This is a genomic window from SAR86 cluster bacterium (assembly GCA_023703575.1).
GTDB lineage: Bacteria > Pseudomonadota > Gammaproteobacteria > Magnimaribacterales > Magnimaribacteraceae > Magnimaribacter.
Map to the genome: position 1 here is coordinate 37,792 of CP097969.1, position 13,010 is coordinate 50,801.

Annotated in this window: 12 protein-coding genes; 7 read left to right on the top strand and 5 right to left on the bottom strand. The window is 37.5% G+C overall.

Translation table 11 applies throughout. From position 1 onward, the window contains the following. Positions 1-13 precede the first annotated feature (13 nt). The 4 genes from M9C83_00205 to yihA form a co-directional block, all read right to left on the bottom strand. Positions 14-535, bottom strand: coding sequence for a disulfide bond formation protein B (locus M9C83_00205; protein ID URQ66657.1), 522 nt, complete (start codon positions 533-535; stop codon positions 14-16). After that, complete coding sequence (polA, locus tag M9C83_00210; GenBank protein URQ66658.1) at positions 532-3,213, bottom strand: DNA polymerase I; 2,682 nt, start codon at positions 3,211-3,213, stop codon at positions 532-534. Before polA ends, M9C83_00205 begins: the two co-directional genes overlap by 4 nt. After that, complete coding sequence (locus M9C83_00215; GenBank protein ID URQ66659.1) at positions 3,206-3,862, bottom strand: FkbM family methyltransferase; 657 nt, start codon at positions 3,860-3,862, stop codon at positions 3,206-3,208. The genes polA and M9C83_00215 overlap by 8 nt, the downstream gene beginning before the upstream one ends. A gap of 328 nt (positions 3,863-4,190) precedes the next feature. Next, positions 4,191-4,790: a ribosome biogenesis GTP-binding protein YihA/YsxC gene (gene yihA, locus M9C83_00220; GenBank protein URQ66660.1), complete on the bottom strand. Its 600-nt coding sequence runs from the start codon at positions 4,788-4,790 to the stop codon at positions 4,191-4,193. 81 nt (positions 4,791-4,871) lie between these two features. On the opposite strand from yihA, the gene M9C83_00225 reads away from it, so the two are divergent. From M9C83_00225 to M9C83_00255, 7 genes are all read left to right on the top strand, one after another. Next, positions 4,872-5,468: a c-type cytochrome gene (locus tag M9C83_00225; protein ID URQ66661.1), complete on the top strand. Its 597-nt coding sequence runs from the start codon at positions 4,872-4,874 to the stop codon at positions 5,466-5,468. Beyond that, complete coding sequence (locus tag M9C83_00230) at positions 5,434-6,123, top strand: thiol:disulfide interchange protein DsbA/DsbL (GenBank protein URQ66662.1); 690 nt, start codon at positions 5,434-5,436, stop codon at positions 6,121-6,123. The genes M9C83_00225 and M9C83_00230 overlap by 35 nt, the downstream gene beginning before the upstream one ends. A gap of 17 nt (positions 6,124-6,140) precedes the next feature. Beyond that, positions 6,141-6,962 (top strand): CoA ester lyase, encoded by an 822-nt coding sequence (locus M9C83_00235; GenBank protein ID URQ66663.1) that lies wholly within the window; start codon positions 6,141-6,143, stop codon positions 6,960-6,962. A 7-nt stretch (positions 6,963-6,969) separates the two neighbouring features. Further along, positions 6,970-7,488 carry a MaoC family dehydratase gene (locus M9C83_00240; GenBank protein URQ66664.1) on the top strand — a complete coding sequence of 173 codons (519 nt, stop codon included), beginning with the start codon at positions 6,970-6,972 and terminating at the stop codon, positions 7,486-7,488. Between the two features lie 118 nt (positions 7,489-7,606). Further along, the gene (locus M9C83_00245) at positions 7,607-8,956 is read left to right on the top strand and encodes a carotenoid oxygenase family protein (GenBank protein URQ66665.1); all 1,350 of its coding nucleotides are present in this window, start codon (positions 7,607-7,609) and stop codon (positions 8,954-8,956) included. Between the two features lie 13 nt (positions 8,957-8,969). Next, positions 8,970-10,598 carry an acyl-CoA synthetase gene (locus tag M9C83_00250; GenBank protein URQ66666.1) on the top strand — a complete coding sequence of 543 codons (1,629 nt, stop codon included), beginning with the start codon at positions 8,970-8,972 and terminating at the stop codon, positions 10,596-10,598. A 10-nt stretch (positions 10,599-10,608) separates the two neighbouring features. Continuing rightward, positions 10,609-11,268: a nitroreductase gene (locus M9C83_00255; GenBank protein ID URQ66667.1), complete on the top strand. Its 660-nt coding sequence runs from the start codon at positions 10,609-10,611 to the stop codon at positions 11,266-11,268. A gap of 4 nt (positions 11,269-11,272) precedes the next feature. On the opposite strand, the gene M9C83_00260 is transcribed toward M9C83_00255, so the two are convergent. Beyond that, positions 11,273-12,913 carry an amidohydrolase family protein gene (locus M9C83_00260; GenBank protein ID URQ66668.1) on the bottom strand — a complete coding sequence of 547 codons (1,641 nt, stop codon included), beginning with the start codon at positions 12,911-12,913 and terminating at the stop codon, positions 11,273-11,275. Positions 12,914-13,010 lie beyond the last annotated feature (97 nt).

Genomic DNA, 13,010 nt, shown 5'->3' on the forward strand with positions numbered 1-13,010 from the left:
TATAGATTATATTTTAATTATGAGAATGAATTTCATTTACCTTTTTAAAGATAAATACACAGTAAATCAATAAAAAACTGAGTGAAATTAATACCCAACCAGGAATGCTGATACCCATAAAAGTCCATAAAATTTCAGCACAATTTCCATCACCTGTAAAAGCTAAGATTAATATTTCTAAAAAGGGTAATGTAGCAAAAAGGTACTCCATATCGGGTGCGCAGCTCGGGACCAGATCTGCTGGAAGGCTTTGCAAGTAAAGCTGTCTAATTGAGAGTAATGCGCCACTAAGAATGGATATAAAAATTGAATAAAGGATAATTTTATAGGTCAAGATTTTCTTTGGGTTAATTATCATTCCAAAGGCGGCAAGGATACCAACTATAATCACAGAACCTCTTTGCATGTAACAAAGTATGCAGGGCTTCAGTCCCAGATAATGCTCCATATATAAGGCTACTGCAATCATTCCTGCAGACGCCATTAAAAAAAGCAAGAATGTCCTTCTTGGATTTTTGGTAATTAGTTCTATCAATGCGCCTGATCCCAGTTATCTCCAATTCCAATATCTATTTCTAGTGGGACATCCAGATTTGCTGCTCCCATCATAGAATCCGTTACTAGACTTACGATCTTATCTATTTCATCTTTTGGAGTGTCTAATATTAGTTCATCATGAACTTGAAGAATTAGTTTTGCCTTACTTTTTTGTGTTTTTATAGCCTTATGCATATTTATCATGGCTATTTTCATTATGTCTGCAGCAGTTCCTTGCACGGGTGCATTTATAGCTGCCCGTTCTGAAGCTTGTCGTCGCATTGCATTGGTTGCATTAATATCTCTTAGGTAAAGTCTTCTACCAAACAATGTTTCTACATAACCATTCTGACTGGCAAATTCTTTAGTTGATTCCATATATTTCTTAACATCTGGGTATTTTTCAAAGTACATCGCCATATACTCGGCGGCTAAATTTCTAGAAATACCTAGCTGTTTTCCTAGACCAAAAGCAGATATCCCATAGATTAAACCAAAATTGATTGCTTTAGCATTTCTGCGAAGATCTGATGTTACGTCTTTGATACCGACATCAAATACTTCACTTGCGGTCTTGCTATGAACATCCTGTCCTTCTCGGAAGGCTTCTAGAAGTCCTTCATCTTTCGACATGTGAGCCATCACACGAAGCTCTATTTGAGAATAGTCAGCTGATATAAACTTATTACCTTTTGAGGGTTCAAAGGCCTGCCTGATTCGCCTTCCATCTTCTGTTCTTATTGGAATATTTTGTAAATTAGGATCTGATGAAGATAATCTCCCAGTTGTAGTTACAGCTTGATGAAATGATGTATGCACTTTACCGGTGGACAGAGATACCTGATTAGGTAGCTTATCGGTATAAGTTGATTTAAGTTTGCTTAATGTTCTGTGTTCCAAGAGAACCTTGGGCAATTCATATTCCTCAGCAAGTTCAGCAAGCACCTTTTCGTCTGTTGATGGTTGACCTCCGGGTGTTTTCTTTATGATTCTGTACTTTAATTTTTCAAAGAATATTTCTCTGAGTTGTTTAGTGGAGCCGAGATTGAATTCCTCACCTGCTATTTGATAAGCCTTTTCTTCTAACTTCTTTATTCTACCTTCTAGATCTTTAGATTGAGAGTTAAGAATCTTTGAATTTAATATAGCGCCGTTTTGTTCCATTTCGGATAATACTTCTATCAAGGGAATCTCTATTTCATCATTGAGTTTATTTAGAGAGGTCTCGCCTTCTAATCTAGGATTTAATTCTTCGTACAGTCGCAGAGTTATATCTGCATCCTCTGCCGCATAATTTGTAGCTGCCTCAATAGGGACCTTATCGAAGGTAATTTGCTTTACACCTTTGCCAGCTACATCTTCAAAAGTAGAGGTTTTATAATTTAGATAATAGGAAGACAAAGCATCTAGATTATGTCTCGTCGCTGAAGCATCCAAAACATAGCTCATCATCATGGTGTCATTTTTTATCGAAGCAATATCAACTCCATACTTTGCTAAAACATTCTTATCAAACTTTATATTTTGACCTATGATCTTATTTGAAGAACTTTCAAGAAGAGGTCTTAACTCTTTAAGAACAATATCCAAAGCTAGTTGATCTACTGAATCATCGTCATGATTTAGTGGAATATAGTAAGCTTCACCTGCTTGATAACTTAAAGATATGCCAACTAACTCAGTATCCATATAGTCTAACCCAGTTGTTTCAGTATCAAGAGCAATGGTTTTAGCCTTCGAAGCTTTTTTTATTAATTCTTTTAAGGATTTCTCAGTTGAGATACAAACATATGAAGAATTGACCTCTGTTTTAACGATTTTTTCAGGGACTTCTTGTAGCCAAGAATTAAATTCTAACTCTTTATAAACTTCAGAAAGTTGTTCTGCATCGGATTCTGAAACTGCTAGATCTTCTATAGTTATTTCTAAAGGTACATCTGTTTTTATTTTTACTAACTCGTGAGCCAGATCAAGGGTCTCTATAGAAGACCTAAGATTCTCTCCAACCTTACCGCCTATAGATTCAGCATTCTTTTTTATACCTTCAATATTCTTATATTCATTAAGCCATTTAACCGCAGTTTTTGGTCCAACCTTATCAACTCCAGGAACATTATCAGACTTATCCCCTATAAGTGCCAAGTAGTCAGTTATGAGCTCTGGTCCAACTCCAAATTTATTCATTACGCCATTTTCATCAAGCAATTCACCTGACATTGTGTTTACAACGCTCACATTGTCACAGACCAGTTGAGTCATATCTTTGTCACCGGTAGAAATCACAGTATTCAATTTTTTTTGTCTTGCTTGTTCGGCGAGTGTTCCAATAACATCATCAGCCTCCACACCCGGAATCATAATAAGCTTTATGCCCATCAACGAAATGATGCGATGAATTGGTTCAATTTGTTGGACTAAATCCTCCGGCATAGGAGGCCTATTTGCTTTGTATTCAGAGTACATGTCATGCCTAAAAGTTTTTCCTTTTGCATCAAACACCACTGCTAATGGACTATCAGGATGATCTATAAGCACTCTTTTTATCATGCTTATAACGCCCTTAATCGCACCAGTAGGTTGATTTTTACTTGTCGTTAGAGGTGGCAGTGCATGATAAGCTCGGTATAAATATGAAGAGCCGTCTACAAGGATTATTGGATCTTTCTCTTCACTCATTAGAATATTTTCTCAAGTAAAGTCTGTTTCTTCTGGAGCCTTTATTTCTCCAACTTAATTCTTCTTCAAGTCCCGCCATAGAAAAGATATTTTCTATCTTCTCAAGATTTTCATCAAGATTGATGCCTTCCATTTCAACTAGGATACTATTGATTTCAGACAAAATATTCGCAGCGCCTTCCAGTATTTCAAGTTCTTTGCCATCAACATCAAGTTTTATATGATTTGGGGAAGGAACTCCATCAATTCGATTAAGATCGTCTAGTTTAATTGCGATTACAGATTGGAATCCATTGACGTCAAACTCTCCAAATTGATTCGAACTTGATCCGATACTATTGTGCGATGCGCCTGCACTCGTATCTTTCATGAATAGATTCAGTAAATTAGTTGTTTTACTTCCTGCAAAGCAAAGAGCTTGTATATATTCTTCTAATCCATTCAATCTTATATTGGCATTCAAAGTAGCATATGACTCTGCAGAGGGTTCTAGGGATAAGACTTTATTTTTTTTTTCTAAAGCGGCATAAAGACTGAAAACGCCTATATTAGCCCCTATGTCCCATAAAACTTCTTGATCTTTTAATGTAGTTCTAATCCACTCAAATGTTTCAGGCTCACTTCTATTGGATCCGGGATCTTGAGGCACTGATCCTGGTGAGTCAATTCTAAACTTCAGGACACCTCGATCGGTAATAATTTCTTGAGTCTCCTTAAAGGACTCTACAAGTCTTGCATTGGTTTTTATTTTAGTTCTCTTGTTTGCGCCTAATGTTAGGAGGGAACTAAATTTCTTGACGATTTGTGATCTTGTTTTGCTGATATCAATTTCCTTTTTCTAATTTTACCTATAAAGAAGTTAAAAAAAAAATTAAAAAATTTGAACTTTAATAAATTTTTCGTGTCTTAAAGATATTGGAATAATTAATCCTGACTTCCATAAAGCTTCGAGCAACCCCAAATGTTCGGAGCTTTTTTTAATTCATCTCATTAATTTTTTCAAGAAGAAGGTTTATTCCTGTCTTCTTAGTTGCAGAAACTGGAATTATAAAATGTTTGGTTGATAATTTATTTAAGTCTTTAGTGGCTTTTGATACAGTCTGGGCAATCTGACTCTTTGATAATTTATCTGCTTTATTTAGTAATAAGATCATCGGAAGATCTTTACTTTCGCACCAATCTATCAGGCTTTCATCATCCTCTTTAAGTGGATGCCTTATATCCATTATGATGCATAGTGCACTGAGACATTTTCTGGTCATTAGATATCTTTCTATTTCTTGACCCCAAGAAGCCCTCATTTTTTTAGATACTTTTGCATATCCGTAACCAGGTAAATCTATAATCTTAAATTCAGAGTTTGATCTGATCTCAAAAACATTTATTGACTGAGTCCTGCCTGGTGTTTTACTAGTTTTTGCCAGTTTTTTATTATTGGTGAGTGCATTTAGTATGCTGGATTTCCCACAATTAGACCGTCCACAAAATGCAATTTCGGACCCTTGATCTGCTGGAAGATCTTCTGTATTGGGATAACTACCAATGAATTTTGCGTTATTAAAATATGTCTTATCCATAGGGGTTTTTAATTTAGTATCGCCAGATTCCTTAGTATATAATGTCGGCGCGCCACATCATATTTAAAGATAAATCCTTAGATGAGATTAAAAAATTTAATAATTACAACTACAGCAATTCTGCTCTTTGGAGCTGGAGATCCTAATGCTGGAAAGGATAAAGTCGCAGTCTGTGCAGGTTGTCATGGACTAGATGGCAATAGCCTTGTAGGTATCTGGCCTTCTTTGGCAGGGCAGAATCAAAATTATCTTTTGAAGCAGCTTAGATTAGTAAAGACAGGCGAAAGAGAAATTGCTTCTATGATTGGACTATTGGATAACCTAGACGATTCTGATCTTCAAGATATTGCCGCTTTTTATGAATCAAATGTTAACACGGTGGGTACGGTAGACGAGGATAAAGTAGAGCTAGGAAGAAAATTATATTACGCAGGCAACCTTGAAAAAGGGGTCCCCGCTTGTTCAGCCTGTCATTCCCCTAAAGGTTTAGGAAATGCACCTGCTGCTTACCCTTTACTAAGTGGGCAGCAGCCCGAATATGTAGCCAAGGCGTTAAAAGATTACAGATCAGGAGCAAGAATTAATCAAGATCCTTCAAAAATTATGGCTGCGATTGCTTATAAGTTAGATGATGATGAGATAGATGCATTATCTAGTTTTGTCCATGGTTTATACTAATAAAATGTTTCGTAACCAGTTTCTTCTTTTTTCCCTCTTAATTGCTTTACTAAGTTGCTCTAATGATGATCAAGCAACTTACGAGTCTGGCAGTGGAGAGAGGTTTAAAGCAGGAGTGCACTATGAACTGTTAGATAATCCTACAAAAGTTCGGGATCCATCCAAAATAGAAGTAACAGAAGTATTCTGGTTTGGATGTAATCATTGCTATGCTCTCGAGCCCTACATAGCAAGATGGAAAAGAGAAATGCCTCTTGATGTAACTTTCATAAAATCTCCTGCCACTTGGAATGACATGTTGAAAACTCATGCAAGAATTTATTACACGGCTAAAGCTCTAGGCATTGAACAACAGTTTGTTCCAGCTGCCTTCAATACTATTCAGAATGAAGGAAGAATGCTTACAGGTAATACTGAGCTTGAGTATTACTTTAGAGGATTCGATGTGGAGAAAGATCGCTACAAAGCAGTTTCTACCTCTTTTGGGGTAAGGAACGCGGTTGATCAGGCAGATAAAAAAATGAAAGATTGGAAGGTTACTGGAGTGCCGTCACTTGTGGTAAATGGAAAGTATAAAGTCTCTGCATCCAGGTCTGTTCGTACGGATGAGTTGTTTGATGTTGTAGATTTTCTCATTGAAAAGGAAAGAAATTAAAATCTCTCCCCCTGAAATTGAACAAATTCCCTATCTCTCCGCTCTTTATTCCTGCCAACAAACTTGATTGGATTGAGAAAACTTTTCAAAAAGGTACTGATAGCATCATTATAGATCTAGAGGACTCTATATCAGAGAATCAAAAAGATCAGGCAAGGGAAGATCTATATTCTCACCTTAAAAAAAATAGTCATATCGGCGAGTTAATAATAAGAGTTAACCCAGTTGATGATAAGTTTGGTCAAGAGGATATAAAATTACTTTCAAGCACTGATCTTTCAGTGAGTGCCTTTATGCTTCCAAAAATTGAAGACTGCTCTTTGCTAGACAATCTGCCTGAGATCAACATTATTGCATTATTAGAAACCCCAAATGCAATAAATAATATCTCTCTAATAGCTAAAGATAAAAAAGTTAAAGGTTTGGCATTAGGTGGTGCTGATCTTAGTGCTAGCCTGGGTTCTACTATGGACTGGGACTCTCTTTTGCATGCAAGATCAAAAATAGTACTAGAATCAGCAATCAATAACCTATTTTCCATTGACAGTCCATTTATGGATATTGATAACCTGGATAAGTTGCAGGAAGAAAGCAAAAAATCCAAAGCACTAGGCTTTAATGGAAAAGCAGCCATACACCCCAATCAACTTGATGTTATCAAGAGTTCTTTTCTACCGGATGAGAGAGAAATATATGAGGCTAAGGAAATCATAAAAGCTTTTAAAAAATCTTCATCTGCTGTCATGGCTTTTAATGGCAGGATGATTGATCAACCTATAATATTATCTATGGAAAAAAGATTAAGACTTGTAGGCATTGATCCAAAGAATATAGACTAAAAATATTATGGTAAAAAAAATGAAGGAAATATCACCAGGCCGCTATAGGGAATCGTTTGGTAGATATTATGAAGAATTTGTTGTTGGAGATATCTATGAGCATAGACCCGGTAGAACAATTACCCAATCAGATAATATTTGGTTTACTCTTTTAACAATGAATCAACATCCTTTACACATTGATGATGAGTATGGAAAGGGTACAGAGTTTGGCAAGACCTTGGTAGTCAGTCCTTTTACAGTTGCTTTGATGGTAGGAATGAGCGTGAGTGATGTCAGTCAAAAAACAGTAGCTAACTTGGGCTGGACAGATATTAAAATGATTCATCCCCTTTATGTGGGCGATACCCTTTATGCTGAATCTGAAGTTATTGAAAAAAGAGAGTCTAAATCAAGACCAGATGAAGGAATAGTTACTGTCAAAACAATTGGTAAGAACCAAGATGGAGTCGAAGTTGCTTCATTCATAAGATCAGCCCTTATTCCAAAAGATGGAAAAGCAGTTGAAGACAAAATTGACTACTAAATTTATATTGAAAGACTCTCATGTCTTTCTCAATTTTTGCGGAAATTTATAAAAAGAATTCCCTATAATAAAGTACTTTTTTTTGCTATAACTATCTTCAACTTACAGGGGAAAAGTTATGGGAGATATTGCTAGTACAGAAAAAAAATTACATTGGCATCTTAAAGGTAATTGGGCACCTGTTGAAAAAGAGATAACTGAGTTTGAGCTTCAAGTAAAAGGTGAAATACCAAAAGATCTTTCAGGTTTGTTTGTAAGAAATGGTTTTAATCCTGTATCTGGATATAGCGATCATTGGTTTTTCGGGAATGGCATGCTTCATGGAGTTTATCTTGAAAATGGTAGGGCGTCATACAGAAATAGATATGTTAGAACTCCTTATTACGAGAATGATCTAAATGTGATGTCATCATTTGGAGACCTCGCCGCCTCTCCAGCAAATACACACATTGTTAATCATGCCGGTAAATTACTTGCTTTGGAGGAAACATCTTTACCTTGGGAGCTTAATAAAGATCTAGACACTATAGGTGTAGAAGACTTCAACGGAAAGTTAGACACGGCTATGACAGCTCATCCAAGAGTATGTCCTGAAACAGGAGAGATGCTTTTCTTTGGTTATTCTATGTTTAGTGAGCCTTATTTAAATTATTACAGAGTTAGTAAAGATGGTGCTTTAGTTCAATCCGAAGCCATAGAACTGCCTAGACCGGTAATGATGCATGATTGGAATATTACAAGAAACTACGTTGTTTTCATGGATCTGCCCATAGTTGCAGATATGGATTTAGCTGCCACGACAGGATCTCCATTCGGTTTTAGACCAGAATGTGGAGCACGATTAGGAGTTATGCCTAGAGCTGGTAATAATTCAGACGTTAGGTGGTTTGATATAGATCCTTGTTTCGTTTTCCACAGCTTCAATTCATTTGAGATAGACAATAAGATAGTTTTGTATGTATCTAGACAACAAGAAGCAATGGTTGGTGGTTTTAAAGATATTTATGGAGGCGAAACCACGGTTGCAAGATTATGGCGCTGGATAATAGATCTAGACGAAGGGACTGTATCGGAAGAACAATTAGATGATGGAGCATGTGATTTTCCAAGAATAAATGACGATCGAATTGGTCTTTATTCTGAGTTTGGTTATTGTATGGAGTTAAAAACTGATGTAAAAGACCTTACCTTTGGTGAAAATTTATATAAATATCATCTTGAAACAGGAAAAAGGATTGATCACCATTTAGGTGACAATGTTGCAGGAGGAGAACCAGTGTTTGCTCGTAAACCTGGAGCTACCGAAGAAGACGAGGGCTGGATACTTTCTTTGGTTCATGAAAGAGAAACTAGGAGATCCAAACTTATAATCATTGATGCGCAGTCGTTTGACCAACAACCGGTCGCGGAAGTTATAATTCCTCAAAGAGTTCCTTACGGTGCTCATGGAAGCTGGATTCAGAACTAATTAGGAGGTTATTTTGGAAGTACAATACGCATCCGTTTGGGAGAGAAATTCTGATGTCATACCCGATAAAATTGCTCTCATCTGTGGAAATAATGAGGTCACATGGAAAGAATACGATGACAGGGCCGCAAGACTTGCTTCATTATTGTCTGAAGCAGGATTAGGAGATGATTCAAAGGTTGGACTTTATTTGCATAATTCCAATGAATATCTAGAGGCTCAGTACAGTGTTTTTAAAATTAAAGGTGTTCCAATAAATGTGAACTATAGATATAAGGAAGAAGAGTTAGTTTATCTACTAGACAACTCAGATTCAGAGGCTGTTTTTTATCAAGGTTGCTATGCAGAACAAATTAAGTCTATAAAAGACAAATTACCTAAAGTTAAACTTTATATACAAGTTGATGACGGAACTAATGAAGTTTTAAGTTTTGCAAAAGATTATGAGTCAAGCATTTCGACTTGTAATCCCATGGATAGGATAGAGCGCTCAAGTAGTAATATTTATATGCTCTATACAGGTGGAACGACTGGTATGCCAAAAGGTGTTATGTATGAGCACGAAGGCCATTTAACTGGCATGTTGAACACAGCTGGAGCTTGGGGACTGATCCCGGTTCAAGAAAAGATAGATATTGATTCTGTTGCGAAAGAAGTAAAGAAATTAGCCGACGAAGAAAGACTTCCAGTAAGCATACCAGCATGTCCATTGATGCACGGAACAGGTATGTGGTTAGGAGCAATCATTCCACATCTTGTAGGTGGTACAGTGGTAACACTGCCTCAACTGGGATTTGATCCTGATAACTTATTGAAAGAGGTAGAACGAACAAATGCTAATAATGTTGTAATAGTTGGTGATGCCTTTGCAAAACCTATTATGGACGCTTTAGATAAAGCTGAAGCTGAAGGTAATCCTTATAATCTAGAATCAATAAATACAATAATATCAAGTGGAGTAATGTGGAGTTCCGAAGTTAAACAAGGACTTTTAAAGCACCATGACATGGTTCTAGTTGATGCAATGGGTTCTACTGAGGGAGGAATGGGATCCTCAAGAGCTTCGAGAGATAATCCTGCCGAAACTGCTAAGTTTGTTCTTAATCCAGGCGTTATTGTTATTACCGATGATGGTGAGATTGTTGAACCAGGATCAGAAAAGATGGGAAAAATAGGCACAAGTGGATTGGTGCCACTGGGATACTTCAAGGACGAAAAAAAGTCTGCCGAGACTTTCAAGGAATTCCAAGGTATTCGTTATAGCTTTCCAGGAGATTATGCAAAAGTTGAAGCTGATGGGACTATTACACTTCTCGGGCGTGGCAGTAATTGTATTAATACTGCTGGTGAGAAAGTTTATCCAGAGGAGGTTGAAGAGGCGATTAAGCGTCATGATGATATATATGATTGCCTTGTTGTGGGACTTCAGGATGATAGATTTGGTCAGAGAGTAGTTGCGCTAGCCTCCTTTCAGGAAGGAAAAGAAATTGGAGAGCAAGATCTCATCTCTTACACTCGAGAGCACTTAGCGGGTTATAAGCTTCCTAAACAAGTTTTATTTGTAGAAGAAGTTATGCGTGCACCAAATGGTAAAGCTAATTATAAGTGGGCAAAAGAAACAGCTGAAAGGGAATTAACATAGGAGAGTGTAAATGGATGTGAGTGAAGCGGTAGATTCTAGGCTTTCTGTAAGAGAATTTTTGAAAAATCCTGTAGAGGATTCTTTGATAGCTGAGTTGTTAGAAAAGGCCTCTAGATCTGCTTCTGGAGGTAACTTACAGCCTTGGAAAGTCTACGTCATTAATAATGAAACTATGCAATCATTCCTTAAGTTTCAATCAGAATGGTCTGAACCTGAGACTCCTGCTTATGCAATATATCCAGAAAAATTAAGTGAGCCGTATAGGACTTCACGTTTTGAGGTTGGTGAACAAATGTACTCCATACTTGGTATAGAACGTGATGATAAGGAAGGTAGATTTAAGCAAATGCTTAAGAATTATGAGTTTTTTGGTGCTCCAGCGGCATTCTTTTGTTATGTAGATAGACAAATGGGCACTCCACAATGGTCTGATCTGGGAATGTTTCTACAGACTTTTATGCTTCTTGCAATAGAAGCTGGACTTGATACTTGTGCACAAGAAGCTTGGTCACTCAAACAAGAGAGTGTGACAGCTTTTGTAGAAGCACCACAAGAGGAAATGCTTTTTTGTGGTATGGCTATAGGTTACAGGGATACCAAAGCATCTATAAACAAACTGAGAACAAATAGAAGACCAGTCGAAACTTGGGCTCACTTTCTTAAGAAGTAGTATCCTAGGCTGAATGTCTTAACACTTGACCTGCACGAGCATTCGTAGGCTCTCCATCGAGAACATTAACTTGTCCATTGACGATCGTTGCTTTGAAGCCCTGTGACTTCTGTATATATCGCGGTGCATCACCCGGAAAGTCATTTACTAATACAGGTTGTAACTCACTCACCTCTTTAGGGCAAAATACATTTATGTCTGCCTTCATACCTATTTTTAAAGTGCCTCGATCCTTAAGACCAATCACCGCAGCTGGATCAGCTGTCATACGCTTGATAGCTTGAGGAAGGGTAAATACACCTGTTTTACGTACATAATGAGATAGTATGAAACTTGCCCATCCCCCATCCATAATTTGAGATACATGTGCGCCGACATCACCAAGTCCAGGAATCAGGTTTTCGCTAGAGAAAAGATCTCCTTGCTCTTTAAGGTTGGTACTAAACATGCGCCAGTTGAAAAGACCACGTCCTTGACTATCTTTTGTCAAACGTAAAAAAGTTTCAGCCCAGTGCTCAGAAGCAGATTTTGATAATTCGATCAGATTCTGTGAGGAGTTATGATCGGGTGTATCTTCTAAGCCAAGAAAATAAACTTTTTGTAGAGGAATTTGACAAGATTTTGGTTCGCGAGCTTCTGCTACTAATGCTTCACAAAAAGTCTCATCATTGATGGCTTTTAATCTACCATCAAAATCTTTTTCTCGTAGAATATCCCATGTTGGGCCTTGAATAGGCAGCCCAGCCTGAAGACCAAACATATAACCTGATCCACGTGTATGACTGGTACCGGTGATATTACGCCCCTCTGTATTCATTTCATCAAGATGCATTGCAGCCTTAGTTCCCGATCCTTCTTCTCCCGAACAACCATAGCTAAATAAAACTCTACTACCTTCTGTCTCAGCCACTGACTTCATTACTTCAGCATCTGCACCAACAAGCTGCATTAAGGCATCTCGAGGTCCTACAACCTTTGCAATTTCAACAAGTTCAGAACACTCTGCAAAGGTTCCTGGAATTGAACGTCCATCTGGAGCTTTGTGCGGTTCGTAACGATTAGTTGAAAATCCAACAGCACCATCTTCTATTGCCTTTTCTACAATATCAGCCATCTGCTGCTTTTCAGCATCAGTCGCTTGCTCATCAAAAGATCGATCACCCATAACGTAATAACGAACAGCACAATGACCAACGAGACCAGCAACATTCAGAGAAGGTTTAAGTTCTTCCAACATATCGAGGTATTGACCATAGTGCTCCCAATTCCACGGAAGTCCGGAGAGAATGGCTTGCTTAGGAATATCTTCTACCGTTTCCATCATACCAGCTAGAATTTCCGTATCTTCAGGCTTACAAGGAGCAAAAGTAAGTCCACAGTTGCCAATCAAAGCCGTAGTGACGCCGTGCCAGCAAATTGGGGTCATTTGAGGATCCCAGCCAATTTGGGCATCCAGGTGAGTATGGATATCAACAAAGCCAGGGGAAACTGTCATACCTTCAGCATCAATAATCTCAGCTGCCTCTCCATTTACCTCCCCAATTTCAGTTATAAGTCCATCTTTGATTGCGATATCTCCAGAATAAGCATCCGAGCCAGTTCCATCTATGATATTTCCATTTTTTATTATTAGATCATGTTGCATAATTTATCCCTCTAAAACATAGTATATACAAAGAAAGTAAACTCACTCCAGCAAAAAAAAAGTAAAAAACTAACTTTTTTAAACAGTTAATCATCAT

Coding starts and splice junctions, on each gene's coding strand:
- polA (URQ66658.1), bottom strand. CDS start 3,213: ATGAGTGAAGAGAAAGATCCAATAATCCTTGTAGACGGCTCTTCATAT.
- yihA (URQ66660.1), bottom strand. CDS start 4,790: ATGGATAAGACATATTTTAATAACGCAAAATTCATTGGTAGTTATCCC.
- M9C83_00225 (URQ66661.1), top strand. CDS start 4,872: ATGAGATTAAAAAATTTAATAATTACAACTACAGCAATTCTGCTCTTT.
- M9C83_00230 (URQ66662.1), top strand. CDS start 5,434: ATGCATTATCTAGTTTTGTCCATGGTTTATACTAATAAAATGTTTCGT.
- M9C83_00240 (URQ66664.1), top strand. CDS start 6,970: ATGGTAAAAAAAATGAAGGAAATATCACCAGGCCGCTATAGGGAATCG.
- M9C83_00245 (URQ66665.1), top strand. CDS start 7,607: ATGGGAGATATTGCTAGTACAGAAAAAAAATTACATTGGCATCTTAAA.
- M9C83_00255 (URQ66667.1), top strand. CDS start 10,609: ATGGATGTGAGTGAAGCGGTAGATTCTAGGCTTTCTGTAAGAGAATTT.
- M9C83_00260 (URQ66668.1), bottom strand. CDS start 12,913: ATGCAACATGATCTAATAATAAAAAATGGAAATATCATAGATGGAACT.